This window comes from Janthinobacterium sp., assembly GCF_031995485.1.
In the GTDB taxonomy this organism is placed as follows: Bacteria; Pseudomonadota; Gammaproteobacteria; order Burkholderiales; family Burkholderiaceae_D; genus Janthinobacterium.
The window spans coordinates 212058-228423 of the sequence record NZ_DAMAGB010000002.1; the positions used below are offsets into that span (position 1 = coordinate 212058).

The following is a 16366-nucleotide window of genomic DNA, read 5'->3' on the forward strand; positions in this document are numbered from 1 at the left end:
CAGGCGCTTGACCTGGATCATTGAAGCACCGGGGGCAGCTCTGCCATCATGGCATGCCATGAAAACCGCTCCCCCACCCCACGTCCATATCCTCAAGTCGCGCACGGAAATCTGTTCCGAAGAAGAAGTCACGCGGCTCGTCCACACCTTCTATGCGGCCGTCCGCGAAGACGCCATGCTCGGCCCGGTTTTCGGCCGGGAAGTCCAGAATTGGGACGAACACCTGGCCACGCTGGTCGACTTCTGGTCAGGCCTGCTGCGCGGCACCATGCGCTACCACGGCAAGCCGCTGGCGCAGCACGCGCAGATGGAGAATCTGACGCCGTGCATGTTCCGCCGCTGGCTGACACTGTTCTTTGCCACCACCGAGAGCCTGGGCAACCCGGCGCTGCAGGAAAAGGCCGACGCCATCGCCCTGCGCATCGCCGAGCGGCTATGGAAGAGCTTTGCCGAAAGCCACATGCAGCAGCACCCTGCTTAGAACCGTTCGTAACCCTGCAGGTAACGCCATTGACCGACGGGCATGGCGCCCATCGAGATGCGGCCGATGCGCAGGCGCTTGACGCCGGCTACCTCCAGGCCCACCATGCGGCACATATGGGCCAGCTGGCCCGGCTGCACGTTCTTCAGCGCAAAGCGCAGCCGCGTCTCGTTCTGCCAGCTGACCTTCATCGGCGGCAGCGGCTTGCCATTGAACGGCAGGCCGTGATTGAGCAGCGCCAGGCCGCCTTCCGCGATCTGGCCCGTCACTTCAACGATGAATTCCTGCTCCACCGTTTTCGCTTCATCGACCAGCTTGCGCGCCACGCGGAAGTCCTGCGTAAACACCAGCAGGCCCGAGGCCATGGTTTCCAGCGGATTGGTCACCGTCAAACCGATCAGATGGCGTTTCAGGAAACGCGTGACGGAGCTGGGCGCCACGTTCTCGGGCGTGAAGATTTCTTCGGGACGCAAACAGCTCAGGGCCGGCTTGCCGTCGCTGCCCACGCCGCCATTGATGCCGGCCGGCTTGTGCAGCAGGATCGTTACCGGCGGCATTTCGTCGAGCGTGGCGTTCGGCAGCAGCACCACCTCCTGCTTGTCCGACACGCGCGCGCCCGCCTCTTCGACCAGTTCGCCATCGACCGTGACCCAGCCGCCCTCGATATACAGCTCGGCCTCGCGGCGCGAACAGGGCAAGTCTTCGGCCAGGCGCTTGGCCAGGCGGACGGTGGGCATTTCGATAGGTGTGGTCATGGGGAACGTAAGGAAGGAAAAGCAGGTATTGTAATCGACCCGCAAAATGCTGGGGTCGGACCCTCAGGGTCCGACCCCAGATGTTGCTTTTGGGGTGAAAAGGACGCCAGTAGACGGCATCAGATGGAGTCAGGCCGTCGCCTTGGCCAGTTCCTCGGCAAAGAAGCGATGCCCCATTTCTTCCAGGCCCAGGGTCTGCAGCACTTCCTGCAGCCGCTCGGTCGGACGCTGGCGCGGCAAATTTTTATAGCTGGCGATAATCAGCTCGTTTTTCATCGAGTGCTCCCAGCCCACCAGTTCCGTCACGCTGACCTGGTAGCCGTGCGCTTCGAGTTGCAGGCAGCGCAGCACGTTGGTGATCTGGCTGCCGAATTCGCGCGTGTGCAGCGGATGGCGCCACAGTTCCGTCAGCACGTTCTTGCCCAGCGTCTTGCCCTTGTTCTTCTTCAGCACCGACGCCACTTCCGCCTGGCAGCACGGCACCAGCACCATGAATTTCGCCTTCTTTTTCAGCGCGAAATGGATCGCATCATCGGTGGCGGTATTGCAGGCATGCAGGGCCGTGACGATATCGATCTGCTTGGGCAGCAGGCTCGATTCGGTCGACTCGGCCACCGACAGCGGCAAAAACGACATGCCGGGGAATTTGAATTTCGCAGCCAATTCCTGCGAACGCTGTACCAGTTCCTCGCGCGTTTCGATGCCGTAGATATGCGAGCCGTCGCTGCCGTTCTTGAAGAACAGGTCGTACAGAATAAACCCGAGATACGACTTGCCGGCGCCGTGGTCCACCAGCGAGACACCAGGGTGGTCCAGCTGCACTTCGCGCAGCAGCGGCTCGATGAACTGGGTCAGGTGATACACCTGTTTCAGCTTGCGGCGGCTGTCCTGGTTCATCTTGCCGTCGCGCGTCAGGATATGCAGTTCCTGCAGCAGCGCGACCGACTGGCCTTCCTTGATCTCGGGCATGTTGCTGGCGGCCGTGATCACGTCCTTCGGCACGGCCGCTGCCGTGCCGGCACCCTTGGCGGCGGCTGCCGCTCCCTTAGCGCGCTTCATCGATCCACGCCATCTGTATCGCTTCGAGCACTTTTTCGCCGCCGCGCGCATGGTCGTCGTCGAAGCCGTCCAGGTTCACCACCCAGTTATGCAGGTCGGTGAAGCGCACGGTCAAGGGATCGACGTCCGGATGCGTGTCGTACAGCGCTTCGGCGATCGCCGTGATGTCGGACCATTTCATCGCAGTGGCCATATTAGTGGCTGCCTTCGCTGACCTGGTTGATCGTGTATTTCGGGATCTCGACCACCAGGTCGGCCTCGGCCACGATGGACTGGCACGACAGGCGCGACACGGCCTCCAGGCCCCAGGCCTTGTCCAGCATGTCTTCTTCCAGTTCGGTCGCTTCGTTCAGCGATTCGATCCCTTCGCGCACCAGCACATGGCAGGTGGTGCAGGCGCACGATTTCTCGCAGGCGTGCTCGATGTCGATATCGTTTTCCAGCAGGATGTCGCAGATGGACTTGCCGGCAGGAGCTTCGATCACGGCGCCGTCCGGGCAGAGTTTGGCGTGCGGCAGGATAACGATTTGTGGCATGGTGTCTTCTTTCAGTCTGTCATTCGGGGCGCGGCGCCTCGTGCGGCCGCGCCGTATCAATTTTTTTTACGCGACCTGGTCGAGCGATTTTCCGGTCAAGGCGGTGCGTACGCTGCGGTCCATGCGGCGCGCGGCGAAGTCTTCGGTGCCGTCGGCCAGCGCCTCGATCACGCGCTTCAACGCCTGATGGTCGACCTTGCCGGTTTGCGAGTCGGCAATTGCCGTGCGCACCTGCGCAATCAGGCCATCGACGACAGCGCGTTCGGCGTCGTCCAGCAGGGCGCCGTCTTCATCGAGCGCCGACTGCGTGGCCAGCACGATGCGTTCAGCTTCGACCTGCTCTTCGCGCAGCGCGCGCGCCACCATGTCGACGTCGGCCGAGGTGTACGAATCCTGCAGCATGCGCGCGATCTCGTCGTCGGCCAGGCCATACGCCGGCTTGACGCTGATCGACGCTTCCACGCCCGAGCGCAGCTCGCGCGCCGACACCGACAGCAAGCCGTCCGCATCGACCTGGTAGGTGATGCGGATGCGCGCGGCGCCCGCCACCATCGGCGGAATGCCGCGCAGCTCGAAGCGCGCCAGCGAACGGCAGTCGCTGACCAGTTCGCGCTCGCCCTGCAGCACGTGCACGGCCAGCGCTGTCTGGCCATCCTTGAAGGTCGTGAATTCCTGCGCGCGCGCGCAAGGAATGGTCGAATTGCGCGGAATGATTTTCTCCACCAGCCCGCCCATGGTCTCGATCCCCAGCGAGAGCGGGATCACGTCCAGCAGCAGCCAGTCGTCGCCGGCAGCGCGGTTGCCGGCCAGCAGATTGGCCTGGATCGCCGCGCCCAGCGCCACCACTTTATCGGGGTCGATATTGGCGTGCGGGATGGTGTGGAAAAATTCGCTGACGGCGCGCTGCACGTGCGGCATGCGCGTGGCGCCGCCGACCATCACCACGCCGTCGACATCGTCGGCGTCAACCTGCGCATCGCGCAAGGCCTTCCTGATGGCGTTCATGGTCTTGGCCACCAGGTGCTGCGTCATGGCGGCAAAGTCGGCGGCCGTGATGCGCAGGTGGACTTCCTCGCCCGAATTGAGCACCGCATCGATGCTCGTTTCGGCCTTGGTCGACAGCAGCTCCTTGATCTCGCGCGCCTTGACCATCAGAATCGCCGTGTCTTCGTCCGACAGCGGCGCCAGTTTTGCCTGCTCGCTGATCCAGCAGAACAGGCGGCGATCGAAGTCGTCGCCGCCGAGGGCCGAATCGCCGCCGGTGGACAGCACTTCGAACACGCCCTTGGAGAGTTTCAAAATCGAGATATCGAAGGTGCCGCCGCCCAGGTCATATACGGCGTACACGCCCTCGGAGGCGCTGTCGAGGCCATAGGCGATGGCAGCGGCGGTCGGCTCGCTCAACAGGCGCAGCACATTGATGCCGGCCAGCTGGGCCGCATCCTTGGTGGCCTGGCGCTGGGCGTCGTCGAAATACGCGGGCACGGTGATCACGGCGCCGACCAGGTCGTCGCCCAGCGAGTCTTCCGCGCGCTGGCGCAGCGTGGCCAGGATCTGCGCGGAGATTTCGACCGGGCTTTTCACGCCGGCCACGGTTTTCAGCTGCACCATGCCGGGCGTGTCCTGGAAGTCATACGGCAGGTTTTCCGCATAGGCAATGTCGGCCAGGCCGCGGCCCATGAAACGCTTGACGGAGACGATGGTGTTCTTCGGATCGGTGGTCTGCGCGGCCATGGCCTTGTAGCCGATATTCGCGTGGCCGTTGGGCAGGTAGCGCACCACGGATGGCAGCAGCGCATGGCCATCTTCGTCGTTCAGCACTTCAGGAATGCTGTTGCGCACGGTGGCGACCAGGGAATTGGTGGTGCCCAGGTCGATGCCGACGGCCAGCCGGTGCTGGTGCGGCGCGGTCGACATGCCGGGTTCGGAAATTTGCAGAAGTGCCATGGTATTCGTGCCTTGATGATGGATTGCGTGGTGCCGCAGATACTGTAGCGCGCATTATAAAGCGCGGAGGAAGCTCATGCTGCTCAGGCTTCAAGCGCCTCGAACGCGAAACGGACTTCTTCGCCGAATTTGTCGAGGAACATCAGCGCGCGCACGCTTTGCGCGGCGTTCACGTAGTCGGCTGCGTCCAGCTGGGCCTGCACCTGGGCCAGCAGCATCTTGCGTTCGCCGCGCAGCTGGCGGTCAAGCGCGTCGAGCGCATCGGCGTCCTTGGCGGCGCGCGCGTCGCCCAGTTCTTCGCGCCACTCCATCTGCTGCATCAAAAAGCTGACCGGCATGGCCGTGTTCGATTCCGTCTGCAGGTCGACGCCATTGATTTCGCACAGGTACTGCGCGCGCTTTTGCGGGCTTTTCAGGGTCTGGTAGGCTTCGTTGGCGCGCGTGGCCCATTGCATCGCCACGCGCTTTTCGGCGCTGCTGGCATTGATGAAACGGTCGGGATGGACCTTGCCCTGGACATCGCGGTAGGCGCTGTCGAGCGCTGCCTGGTCGAGTGCGAACTGCGGCGGCAACTGGAATAATTCGAAGTGATTTTGCATAGATGTCGGTGGTCGCCGTGCCTCAATCGATGAGTACAGCGCACCGACCAGGGACTTGCCAGCTTGTTAGATTCTGAAGCTTTCGCCGCAGCCGCAGGCGTCTTTTTCGTTCGGATTATGGAACTTGAAGCCTTCGTTCAGGCCTTCGCGCGCGAAATCGAGTTCCGTGCCGTCGATGTACGGCAGGCTTTTCGGATCGACAAACACTTTCACGCCGTGCGATTCGAAGACGCTGTCTTCGGCCGCCACTTCATCGACATATTCGAGCTTGTAAGCCAGGCCCGAGCAGCCGGTGGTGCGCACGCCGAAGCGCAGCCCCATGCCCTTGCCGCGGCGTTCGATGTAACGGTTGATGTGCTTTGCCGCTTTTTCGGTCAGTGTAATCATCTATTTCTCCACTGTTGTCCCATCGGGACAACAGCTATCAAATCCTGCAAACCAAGGAGCGCCTGAAAAACGATCAAGGCAATGCAACGCCGCCATGGACGTTTTCCCGGGTGCTCTACGCCGCTGGGTGACGGGTTTTGTAGTCCAGTACTGCCGCCTTGATCGCGTCTTCCGCCAGGATCGAGCAGTGGATTTTGACCGGTGGCAGCGCCAGTTCTTCGGCGATCTGCGTGTTCTTGATCGACAGCGCCTGATCCAGGGTCTTGCCCTTGACCCATTCGGTCACCAGCGAGCTCGACGCGATGGCCGAACCGCAGCCGTAGGTCTTGAATTTCGCATCTTCGATCAGGCCGTCGGCGCCGACCTTGATCTGCAGTTTCATCACGTCGCCGCAGGCGGGCGCGCCCACCATGCCGGTGCCGATGGTTTCATCGCCCTTGTCGAAGGCGCCCACGTTGCGTGGATTTTCGTAATGATCGAGTACTTTGTCCGAGTAAGCCATTTTGATGCTCCTTAAATATTCTTGCCGGCCCCGGTCAGGGCCGCGATGCTGCGGTGATTAATGTGCGGCCCATTGAATGGAATTAATGTCGATTCCGTCCTTGAACATGTCCCACAGCGGCGACAGCTCGCGCAGCTTGTGGACTTTCGATTTCAGCAGGTTGACGGCGAAGTCGATGTCGGCTTCGGTCGAGAAGCGGCCGATGGTGAAACGGATCGAACTGTGCGCCAGTTCGTCGCTGCGGCCCAGGGCGCGCAGCACGTACGATGGCTCCAGGCTGGCCGAGGTGCAGGCAGAACCGGACGACACGGCGATATCCTTGATCGCCATGATCAGCGACTCGCCTTCGACGTAGTTGAAGCTGACGTTCAGGTTGTGCGGCACGCGGTGGTCCATGTCGCCGTTGATATAGACTTCTTCGATTTCCTGCAGGCCCTTGGCCAGGCGGTCGCGCAAGGCCTTGATGCGGCCGATCTCGACATCCATTTCTTCCTTGGCGATGCGGAACGATTCGCCCATGCCGACGATCTGGTGGGTCGGCAAGGTGCCCGAACGCAGGCCGCGCTCATGGCCACCACCGTGCATCTGCGCTTCGAGGCGCACGCGCGGCTTGCGGCAGACGTACAGGGCGCCCACCCCTTTCGGGCCGTAGGTTTTATGGGCCGTGAAGGTCATCAGGTCGACCTTGGTCTTCTGCAGGTCGATCACCACCTTGCCCGTCGCTTGTGCGGCGTCGCAGTGGAAGATGATGCCTTTCGAGCGGCAGAACACGCCAATCTCGTCGATCGGCTGGATCACGCCGATTTCGTTATTGACCAGCATGACGGAGACCAGGATGGTGTCCGGACGCACGGCGGCAGCGAGCTGCTCGACGGTGATCAGGCCGTTGTCCTGCGGCTCCAGGTAGGTCGCTTCGAAGCCGATGCGTTCCAGTTCGCGCACCGTGTCGAGCACCGATTTGTGTTCGGTCTTGACGGTGATGATGTGCTTGCCCTTGGTCTTGTAGAACTGCGCTGCGCCCTTGATGGCCAGGTTGTTGCTTTCCGTGGCGCCCGAGGTCCAGATGATTTCGCGTGGGTCGGCATTGACCAGCGCCGCCACGTGGCCGCGTGCTTCTTCCACGGCTTTTTCCGCGGTCCAGCCATACATGTGGCTGCGCGAGGCCGGATTGCCGAACTGCTCGCGCAGGTAGGGAATCATTTTGTCGGCGACGCGCGGATCGATCGGCGTGGTGGCCGAATAATCCATGTAGATCGGGAAATGCGGTGCCGTTTCAAAGTGCACCTGGCCTGCGTTTTTTTCTGGGGCGTTCATCAATAACTCCAATGCGATCAGCAACTAGTATTTTGGTATTCTTATCCGAGGGTGGCATGGTTACGGTGCATCACCATCACGCTTTGCTCGGCGTTCTTTTGTCTCTGCTGGTCGACCAGGTCCTGCAGCGACACAGAATCCAGATAATCGACCATTTTTTCGTTCAGCGTGGACCACAGCTCGTGCGTCATGCAGCGCGCGCCGGTGGCGGCGTCCGCGCCGTGGCAGTGTTCCTTGCCGCCGCACTGGGTAGCGTCCAGCGGCTCGTCGACGGCGATGATGATGTCGGCCACCGTCACCTTGTCGGCGCGGCGCGCCAGGCTGTAGCCGCCACCGGGGCCACGGATCGACTCGACGATCTCATGGCGGCGCAGCTTGCCGAACAGCTGTTCCAGATAGGACAGGGAAATCGACTGGCGCTGGCTGATGCCCGACAGCGTGACCGGTCCCTTGCCCTGGCGCAGGGCAAGATCGATCATCGCGGTCACGGCAAAACGGCCTTTTGTAGTCAGACGCATACATCCTCGGTTCAAACTGTTCAACAACTGGGTTAAAATATTGCGGCTTTTCAACTACCGGTTTTTCAACTACCTTCAACTGCTCAAACCCTGAGTAGTTGAATGATTTAGTCAAGTATATCAAATCTGCGAAGGTTTGTCAGAGAGCCTCCATTTCCGGAGGCCGGGACGAGGCCGTGCCGGCCACGACAGCGATCGCGGCGGCAGGAAAACAACATTTGGTCTAGCCGCGCAGCGCCGCGCGCACGCGCATCAGCTCGAATCCCAGCAGGTTCAAACCATCCCAGCGCGCCGGATCCTGGATGCGCGGATTGTCCGACGCCAGGCCCACCCCCCAGATACGGTCGACCGGACTGGCTTCAACAATAATGCGCTCGCCGGTAGCCAGCAAGAACTTGCGCAGCGCGGGCTTTTGCGAAAACTTGGCGAGGTTGCCGTCGAAGACGATGCCGGCGCGCGCCGCCTCCCACGTCTTCGCATCGAAATTGGCCACTTCGCGGCCCAGCTTTTTCACTTCCGATGGGCGCTCGGCCGCCACGATGCGCGCCTGTACGGCCATGTCGCCGAACAGGGCGGCCTTTTGCGCCATCATGTAATGCTCGGCCGTGGCATAGCGCACGCCGGCCAGGCTGAACGGCGACGGAAACCACTGGCTCAGGCAACTCTTGTCGGCAATCTGCGCCTGGGCCGGGGTGTGGCCCCAGAAGTGCAGATAGTCGGGGATGCCGCCAGCGGCGATCCAGGCCATCAATTCTTCAACGTTACTGATTTGCATATTCCTCGGACTTTCGCGCACGCTATCGTCACGCGCGCAACAATTGCGTTGGCCAAACAAGATAAAAGCGAAATTGTAACTGAATACAGGCACAATACTTGCAGAATGGCTAAAGTTATCGGCTTTTCCAGGGTTGAAAATGCGGCAATATTATTGCCAAAAAATGTAGATATAATGCCCGCGAGGAATGTAAAAATGCTAGACTCCGCTTCCAGCCCCTCATCGGTTTTCCCCGGATTATTCCAGCCGCCCGTGGCATCGCGTCCTTCCCGGCTTCCACACTCATGCTCTGCGTAAATTTTCACCTGCCACCCCGCACCGCGCGCCTCTGCCTACTGGCGCTGCTGCTATGGCTGGGCTTGAAGCAAGGGAATGCGGCACAAGGCCTGGAGGTGGCAACGCACCAGCACCTGGCGCGCCAGTCGCCGCGCCAGGTGCTGGTGCTGTATTCGCTGGGCAGCGATGCCTCATCGCTGTGGCAGACGCTGATACGCCGGGGACTGAACGCCGAACTGGCCAACCAGAACTGGAACAGCACGCCCGGCATCTTCGAAGAGCGGCTCGATTCGGTGCGCGTGGGCGAGCGCCAGGCGGTGGCCGGGCTGGAAACCTATCTGCGCACCAAATATGCGAGCGTGCGGCTGGACGCCATCATCACCGAAAACTACCTGGCGGCGCGCTTCCTCAGCGATCATCCGAACCTGTTTCCCGGCGTGCCGCGCTTTTATGTCAACCAGGGCAAGAAGGGCTGGGCGCCGGCCGATGGCGCCAACCTCGACGTGGTCCACGATTTTCCGCGTGCGCTGGCCGTCATCGCGCAGGTCACGCCGGCGCTGCGCCATATCGCAGTGGTCGGCGACGGCAGCGCGCGCGGGCGCGACTGGATCGCCGCCATCCGCGCGGCTGCCGTGCGCTACCAAGGGCGGATCACGTTTGATTACTGGGACAAGCTGAGCCTGGAAGAGTTGCGCCGCCATACCGAGGCGCTGGGTGCCGGCAGCGCCATCTATCTGCTGCCCGTCTACCGCGACGCCCAGGGCGCACGGGTAACGCCGCCCGACATCGCGCGCGACCTGGCGGCGCGCAGTGCGGTGCCGATTTTCACCAGCGTGGAATCATTGATCCTGCCCGGCGTGGTCGGCGGCCATGTGATCAGCGCGGAAAAGGTCGGGCGCACCATCGCGCGCATTCTGCAGGGCCGCGCGCCCGATCCGGCCGGCATGCAGGCGACGATATTCGACGATGGCGCGATAGAGCGCTTCGGCCTGCGCAACCTGCCGGCCGGCGCGCGCATCCTGAACCAGCCGCAGGGACTGTGGACGCTGTACCACACGCAGATCATTGCCGGCTTGACGCTGCTGGCGCTGCAGGCGGCGCTGATCGCGGCGCTGGTGATCGCGCTGCGCGGCCGGCGCGCCACCCTGGCCATCCTCAACGAGGAGCGCAACAAGCTGGAAGAACGGGTCCTGCGGCGCACGCTGGAACTGCTGGTGGCCAACTCCCGGCTGGAGCAGCAAGCCACCACCGATCCGCTGACGGAACTGGGCAACCGCCGCAAGATGACCTTGCGCATCGCCGAGGAAATCGAGCGTGGCCAGCGCTTTGGCCACACCCTGTCGCTGCTGATGATCGATATCGATCACTTCAAGCGCATCAACGACCACCATGGCCATGACGCGGGCGACCGCGCCATCGTCGCCGTGGCGCAGGTACTGCGCGGCATGACGCGCGGCATGGATACGGCGGCGCGCTTCGGCGGCGAGGAATTCGTGCTGCTGATGCCGGAAACGCCGTTGGCGGTGGCGCTGGAGGCGGCCGAACGGCTGCGCGTGGCCATCGAGGGCATGCAGGTCGACAGCGGCGGCGGCCAGCCGATACGCCTGACGGTCAGCATCGGCGCCACTTCGAACGATGCCGCCAGCGGTGGCGCCGCCCGGCTGGGACCGGACAGCCTGACCGACCTGCTGATCCGTGCCGACCAGGCCCTGTACCGCGCCAAGCACGGCGGCAGGAACCGGGTCGAAGCAGGTTAAGCCCTACTCGGCGTCCGGCTGGCGCGACGGATGCGCGAGCTGGAACGCAGGCAACTGCGCGCACGCGGCATCGATGCGCACCAGCTTCGGAAACGGTGCCAGGTCGACCTCGAAGCGCCGCGCACTGAACAGGTGCGGCACCAGGCAGCAATCGGCCAGGGTCGGCGTATCGCCATGGCAGTATGGGCCCGTGCTGCCGGCGCGGGCCAGCATCGCGTCGAACGTGACCAGCCCTTCGCGCAGCCAGTGCTGCTGCCAGGCCAGCTTGGCTTGTTCGCTCTGTCCCAGTTCCCCTTTGATATATTTGAGCACGCGCAGGTTGCCCAGCGGGTGGGTGTCGGCCACCAGGGTCAAGGCCAGCGCGCGCACGTGGGCGCGGCCGGCCGCGTCGCCGGGCAGCAGCGGCAGCTTGGGACGCGTCTCTTCCAGGTATTCGAGGATCGCCAGCGACTGGCCGATCACCACGCCGTTATCGTCTTCCAGCGTGGGCACCAGCGCCGACGGATTGACCTGGCGATAGGCGTCGGCCAATTGCTCGCCCCCGCCGCGCAGCAGGTGCACGGGCACCGCCTGGTACTCCACTGCCTTGAGGTTCAGGGCGATGCGTACGCGGTAGGCGGCCGAGCTGCGAAAGTAGGTGTACAGCTTCATGGCAGCGGTTCCTTTCAGTTGCAGCCGCGCGTGTTACCGGCATACGGCGCGACGCCCTGCTCGATACTGCCGAAAATGCTGGTGCCCGCGCTGTCGCGCATCTCGATTTTCACGGTGTCGCCGAATTTCAGGAAGCCCGTTTTGGGCGCGCCGTGCTCGATGGTTTCATACATGCGCACTTCGGCCAGGCAGCAGTAGCCGACGCCGCCGTTCTCGATGCTCGAACCGAACAGATTGCCCTGCTTGTTCGATACCGTGCCGGAGCCGACGATGGTGCCGGCCGCCAGTTCGCGCGTCTTGGCCGCATGGGCAACGAGCTGCGCAAAATTGAAGGTCATGTCGTCGCCCGCATTCGGTTTGCCGAACGGCTGGCCATTCAGTTCCACCAGCAGCGGCAGCTGCAGCTTGCTGTCCGCCCAGTCGGAACCCAGTTCGTCCGGCGTGACGGCGACCGGAGAAAACGCGCTGGCCGCTTTCGACTGGAAGAAGCCGAAACCCTTGGCCAGTTCGCCCGGTATCAGGTTGCGCAGCGAGACGTCGTTGACCAGCATGACCAGGCGGATAGCCTGCGCTGCATCGGCCACGCTGACGCCCATCGCCACATCGCCCGTGATCACCGCCACTTCCGCTTCCAGGTCGATGCCCCATTCTTCCGACAGTGCAAAGATGGGATCGCGCGGGCCGACAAAGCTGTCCGAGCCGCCCTGGTACATCAGCGGATCGGTATAGAACGACGCGGGCACTTCGGCATTGCGCGCCTTGCGTACCAGCTCCACGTGGTTGATATAGGCCGAGCCGTCCGCCCACTGGTAGGCGCGCGGCAGCGGCGAGTGGCACAGAGCCTGATCGAACGGCTGCGCATCGGGCGACTGGCCCGCGTTCAGGACGGCATAGGCGGCTTCGAGCTGCGGCGCGATGGCATCCCAGTCGTCGAGCGCGGCCTGCAAGGTGGCGGCAATCGCGGGGACAGGCTGATACTGGCGCAAATCGCGGCTGACGAGGACCAGCGCGCCATCGCGGCTGCCGTTCTTGAGGGTGGCGAGTTTCATGGTATTCCTTGTATGGCGTGGTATTCGGTAAGGATATCTGACGGATCAGGCTTCGGCGGGCGCGTGCATCCAGGCGGCGTGTTTTGGCGCGCGGCGCGTTTGCGACCATTCTTCCAGCATCTCCCATTTGACGGCGTCCAGCTTGGCCATCATCTCCGGCGTGCCGGTATTGACCGCCAGTTCCAGGCGGTGGCCGTTCGGATCAAAGAAGTAGATCGACTGGAAGATCGCATGGTTGACGGGGCCGATCACGCTGATGCCGGCCGCCACCAGGCGCTCCTTGGCGGCCAGCAGTTCGTCCATGCTGGCCACTTCCAGCGCCAGGTGCTGCACCCAGGCCGGGGTATTGCGGTCGCGGTCCATCGCAGGCTGGGTCGGCAGCTCGAAGAAGGCCAGCACATTGCCCTGCCCCGCGTCGAGGAATACGTGCATGTACGGGTCCGGCGCCTTGGTCGACGGCACTTCGTTCTCGGCGATCGCCAGCACGAAGTTCATGTTCAGATGCTTGACATACCAGTCGACGGTCTGCTTGGCGTCGAGGCAGCGGTAGGCAACGTGGTGGATCTGCTTGATGGTCATGGTGCGTGTCTCCGTCAGTAAGTATTTTTCACCATTAGAATCGTCTTGACGCTATCATGCAAACGATATTTACCTCTTGATTTATCGGATTACCTTATGAGTCCCAGCCTGCGCCAGATGCGCGCCCTTGTTGCCCTTGCCAGGACCGGCAGTTTCACGCTGGCGGCCGAATACCTGCATGTCACGCAATCGGCCCTGAGCGGCCTGATCAAGGAACTCGAGAGCGTGCTCGGCGTGCGCGTGGTCGAGCGCAGCACGCGCAAGACGCAGCTGTCCGAGATTGGCCGCGAACTGTATCCGCTGTTTGAAAAGATGATCGAGGATCTCGATGGCGCGATGGCCGGCATCGCCCAGCGCAAGGCCCTGAAAACTGGCATGGTGCGCATCGCCGCGCCGCAGATGATGTCGTGCACCCTGCTGCCGGAAGTGATCGCCGCCTACCGCCAGGCGCACCCGGAGGTGCAGCTGCGCCTGGTCGACTGCCCGGTCGAGAATGTGTCGGCGCGCGTGTTCAGCGGCGAAGTCGATTTCGGCATCGGCCCCGAGCGCGACCCGACGGCCGAGATCTCGGCGCAGGTGCTGTTCGAGATGCCGTTCGTGCTGGTGTTCCCCGAGCAGCATCCGCTGCAGCAGAAAGACAAGGTGACCTGGGCCGACGTGGGCGACTACCCGTTCATTGCGCTGCAGGGGCAGTTTACGGAACGGCTGCTGCGCGACATGCATGGCGCGTTCCGCGAGCAGTCGCTCAAACCCTATAACGAGGTGACCTTCATGACCACCGCGCTGGCCATGGTCAGCGCCAACTTGGGCATCACGGTGTGCCTGCCGTATGCGGAACCGATGGTCAAGCTGTACCGGCTGCAGATGCGTACCCTGCACGAGCCGGAACTGACACGGCGCTTTTTCGTCTACACCAAGACCGGGCGTTCGCTGTCGCCGGCCGCCGAAAGCTTTATCGCTTTCCTGTTCAAGTTCGTCGACACGCACGAATGGAACATCGGCAGCAGCATGGGGGCGGCGCCCGTATAATCGCGGATCACTCCATCGCTACTGCCGCCATGAGCCAGCCTGCCATCACCGCACTGTCCGATATCGACGCCGCCACCCTCGCCATCAACCAGCGCATGAGCCGCTTCGACGGCCACAGCGAGGTGTGGCTGTTCGGATACGGCTCGCTGATCTACAAGGCGGACTTTCCCTACATCGAGCGGCGCCCGGCCAGCATCGCCGGCTGGACGCGGCGCTTCTGGCAAGGCTCGCACGATCATCGCGGCACGCCGCTGGCACCCGGCCGCGTGGCCACCATCGTGCCGCAGGCGGGCGCCGTCTGCGACGGCATGGCCTACCTGATCACGCCAGAAGTGTTTGCCCACCTCGACCATCGCGAAAAGAACGGCTACCTGCGGCTGGCCACCGCCATCACGTTTGACGACGGCAGCAGCACCGACGGCCTGGTCTATATCGCCAACGAGGAAAACGCGGCCTTTCTCGGCGCCGCCTCGGAGTTCGACATCGCGCGCCAGATCGCCCGCTCCAGCGGCCCCAGCGGCCCGAACAGCGACTACCTGCTGCACCTGGCCAGTGCGCTGCGCGAACTGGGCAAGGTGGACGCGCACGTGTTTGCCATCGAGCAGCATCTATCCGAGCTGGCCAAAAACGGCTAAGTGCAAAAAACCACCACGGCAAAAATTTTTCGCATAAAGGTCATAAAACTGACCTATAATACTTTTAGCGTTTTTGCCGGCGTGCCACCGATCTTGCTGTTCATGGCCGCCCCATCATGATAAAAATAAAAACCAGCCCCTGGAGATAGTTATGAGTACAGCCGATACAGTCCGGAGCGCGCACGCGCAGCCGGTATCGAACACCAGCGCGCGCGACCTGGAGGCCAACGCGGTCTACCGCAAGGTCCTGTGGCGCATCATGCCCTTCCTGATGTTGTGCTATATCGTGGCCTTTATCGACCGCGCCAATATCGGTTTCGCCAAACTGCATTTCGTGACCGACCTCGGTTTCAACGACGCCATCTACGGCATCGGCGCCGGCATTTTCTATGTCGGCTATATCCTGTTTGAAGTGCCCAGCAATATGGTGCTGCACAAGAACGGCGTGCGCCAGACGCTGCTGCGCATCATGGTGCTGTGGGGCGTGTTCTCGGCCGGCATGGCCTTCATGCAGACCTCGACCCACTTCTATGTGATGCGCTTCCTGCTGGGCGCCGCCGAAGCGGGCATGTTCCCCGGCATGCTGCTGTATCTCACCTATTGGGTGCCGTTGAACCGCCGCGCGCGTTTCAATGCGCTGTTTACCGCCTCGATTCCGCTGGCCGGCATGCTGGGCGGTCCGCTGTCGGGCTGGCTGATGCACACATTCGAAGGCGTGGCCGGCATGAAGGGCTGGCAGTGGATGTTCATCGTCGAAGGCCTGCCTGCCTGCGCCCTGGGCCTGGTGGCGTACTTCTACCTGCAGGACGGTCCCGCTTCCGCCAAATGGCTGACGGCGTCGCAGAAAAACATCATCACCGAAGACCTGGCGAAAAGCGTCAGCGCCAGCAAGAACGGCGGCGAGCATTCCTACATGGACGCGATCCGCGACCCGAAACTGTACTGGCTGTCCGGCATGGGCATTGCGGTACTGGTCAGCACCGGCGGCGTGTTCTTCTGGCTGCCGACCATTATCCGCAAGTCGGGCATCGACAACGTGATGACCATCGGTATCCTGTCCGTGATTCCGTTCCTGATCGCGCTGATCGTGCAGTACATGAATGCGCGCCATTCGGACCGCACCGGCGAGCGCCGCTGGCACGTGGCCATCCCCGCGTTCTGCGCCGCCATCGGCTGGGCCAGCCTGCCATCGGTACAAAGCAACGTACCGCTGTCGCTGCTGATGCTGACCCTGGCCACGGCCGGCACGCTGGGTTTGACCGGACCGTTCTGGACCCTGCCATCGTCGTTCCTGAGCGGCAAGGCAGCGGCCGGCGGCATCGCGTTGCTGAGCACCTTTGCGGGCCTGGGCAGCGTGTTCAGCCCGATGCTGGTGGGCTGGCTGTCGTCGACCACGGGCAGCCTGGCGATGGGCCAGTACTACTTTGCCGCCCTGATGCTGTTCGGCGCCGTGACCCTGCTGATCGGCGTGAAACCCGAAGCGCTGGTCAAGCCGGCCACTGCGAAATAATTCATTA

19 protein-coding genes are annotated in these 16366 nt (G+C 62.8%); 5 read left to right on the forward strand and 14 right to left on the reverse strand.

Features of this window, described 5'->3' with window-relative positions:
• Positions 1-58: 58 nt before the first annotated feature.
• Positions 59-481, forward strand: coding sequence for a group III truncated hemoglobin (locus RTQ46_RS02640; RefSeq protein WP_312434410.1), 423 nt, complete (start codon positions 59-61; stop codon positions 479-481).
• Here RTQ46_RS02640 and RTQ46_RS02645 read toward each other — a convergent pair.
• From RTQ46_RS02645 to RTQ46_RS02695, 11 genes are all read right to left on the reverse strand, one after another.
• On the reverse strand, positions 478-1236 hold the full coding sequence (locus RTQ46_RS02645) for an rRNA pseudouridine synthase (RefSeq protein WP_312434411.1): 759 nt from the start codon (positions 1234-1236) through the stop codon (positions 478-480). The genes RTQ46_RS02640 and RTQ46_RS02645 overlap by 4 nt on opposite strands.
• Before the next feature lie 129 nt (positions 1237-1365).
• Entirely contained in the window at positions 1366-2205 is an 840-nt protein-coding gene (locus RTQ46_RS02650; RefSeq protein ID WP_312434501.1) for an SAM-dependent methyltransferase, read from the reverse strand.
• A 76-nt stretch (positions 2206-2281) separates the two neighbouring features.
• Positions 2282-2476 (reverse strand): Fe-S cluster assembly protein IscX, encoded by a 195-nt coding sequence (iscX, locus tag RTQ46_RS02655; protein ID WP_312434412.1) that lies wholly within the window; start codon positions 2474-2476, stop codon positions 2282-2284.
• A gap of 13 nt (positions 2477-2489) precedes the next feature.
• Positions 2490-2831 (reverse strand): ISC system 2Fe-2S type ferredoxin, encoded by a 342-nt coding sequence (gene fdx / locus RTQ46_RS02660; protein ID WP_034750070.1) that lies wholly within the window; start codon positions 2829-2831, stop codon positions 2490-2492.
• 66 nt (positions 2832-2897) lie between these two features.
• A complete protein-coding gene (gene hscA, locus RTQ46_RS02665; protein WP_312434416.1) occupies positions 2898-4778 on the reverse strand; it encodes a Fe-S protein assembly chaperone HscA in 1881 nt (626 codons plus the stop codon).
• Between the two features lie 83 nt (positions 4779-4861).
• Positions 4862-5377, reverse strand: coding sequence for a Fe-S protein assembly co-chaperone HscB (hscB, locus tag RTQ46_RS02670; RefSeq protein ID WP_312434417.1), 516 nt, complete (start codon positions 5375-5377; stop codon positions 4862-4864).
• Positions 5378-5443: 66 nt separating this feature from the next.
• Complete coding sequence (gene iscA, locus RTQ46_RS02675; RefSeq protein ID WP_010399774.1) at positions 5444-5764, reverse strand: iron-sulfur cluster assembly protein IscA; 321 nt, start codon at positions 5762-5764, stop codon at positions 5444-5446.
• A gap of 115 nt (positions 5765-5879) precedes the next feature.
• Positions 5880-6266: a Fe-S cluster assembly scaffold IscU gene (iscU, locus tag RTQ46_RS02680; RefSeq protein WP_152244840.1), complete on the reverse strand. Its 387-nt coding sequence runs from the start codon at positions 6264-6266 to the stop codon at positions 5880-5882.
• 57 nt (positions 6267-6323) lie between these two features.
• Positions 6324-7580 carry an IscS subfamily cysteine desulfurase gene (locus RTQ46_RS02685; RefSeq protein ID WP_409518290.1) on the reverse strand — a complete coding sequence of 419 codons (1257 nt, stop codon included), beginning with the start codon at positions 7578-7580 and terminating at the stop codon, positions 6324-6326.
• A 41-nt stretch (positions 7581-7621) separates the two neighbouring features.
• A complete protein-coding gene (iscR, locus tag RTQ46_RS02690; RefSeq protein ID WP_308925381.1) occupies positions 7622-8098 on the reverse strand; it encodes a Fe-S cluster assembly transcriptional regulator IscR in 477 nt (158 codons plus the stop codon).
• A 223-nt stretch (positions 8099-8321) separates the two neighbouring features.
• On the reverse strand, positions 8322-8873 hold the full coding sequence (locus RTQ46_RS02695) for an NADAR family protein (RefSeq protein WP_312434421.1): 552 nt from the start codon (positions 8871-8873) through the stop codon (positions 8322-8324).
• Between the two features lie 359 nt (positions 8874-9232).
• Here RTQ46_RS02695 and RTQ46_RS02700 point away from each other — a divergent pair, with 359 nt between their 5' ends.
• Positions 9233-10906: a GGDEF domain-containing protein gene (locus RTQ46_RS02700; RefSeq protein WP_312434423.1), complete on the forward strand. Its 1674-nt coding sequence runs from the start codon at positions 9233-9235 to the stop codon at positions 10904-10906.
• Positions 10907-10909: 3 nt separating this feature from the next.
• On the opposite strand, the gene maiA is transcribed toward RTQ46_RS02700, so the two are convergent.
• The 3 genes from maiA to RTQ46_RS02715 are packed head-to-tail and all read right to left on the reverse strand — an operon-like array spanning position 10910 to position 13185.
• The gene (gene maiA / locus RTQ46_RS02705; RefSeq protein ID WP_312434424.1) at positions 10910-11557 is read right to left on the reverse strand and encodes a maleylacetoacetate isomerase; all 648 of its coding nucleotides are present in this window, start codon (positions 11555-11557) and stop codon (positions 10910-10912) included.
• Between the two features lie 14 nt (positions 11558-11571).
• A complete protein-coding gene (locus RTQ46_RS02710) occupies positions 11572-12606 on the reverse strand; it encodes a fumarylacetoacetate hydrolase family protein (RefSeq protein ID WP_312434425.1) in 1035 nt (344 codons plus the stop codon).
• A gap of 45 nt (positions 12607-12651) precedes the next feature.
• Positions 12652-13185 carry a VOC family protein gene (locus RTQ46_RS02715; RefSeq protein WP_312434427.1) on the reverse strand — a complete coding sequence of 178 codons (534 nt, stop codon included), beginning with the start codon at positions 13183-13185 and terminating at the stop codon, positions 12652-12654.
• Between the two features lie 96 nt (positions 13186-13281).
• On the opposite strand from RTQ46_RS02715, the gene RTQ46_RS02720 reads away from it, so the two are divergent.
• From RTQ46_RS02720 to RTQ46_RS02730, 3 genes are all read left to right on the forward strand, one after another.
• Positions 13282-14214 (forward strand): LysR substrate-binding domain-containing protein, encoded by a 933-nt coding sequence (locus RTQ46_RS02720; RefSeq protein ID WP_312434428.1) that lies wholly within the window; start codon positions 13282-13284, stop codon positions 14212-14214.
• 29 nt (positions 14215-14243) lie between these two features.
• Entirely contained in the window at positions 14244-14849 is a 606-nt protein-coding gene (locus tag RTQ46_RS02725; protein WP_409518291.1) for a gamma-glutamylcyclotransferase, read from the forward strand.
• Between the two features lie 151 nt (positions 14850-15000).
• Positions 15001-16359 carry an MFS transporter gene (locus RTQ46_RS02730; RefSeq protein ID WP_312434429.1) on the forward strand — a complete coding sequence of 453 codons (1359 nt, stop codon included), beginning with the start codon at positions 15001-15003 and terminating at the stop codon, positions 16357-16359.
• Positions 16360-16366: the final 7 nt, after the last annotated feature.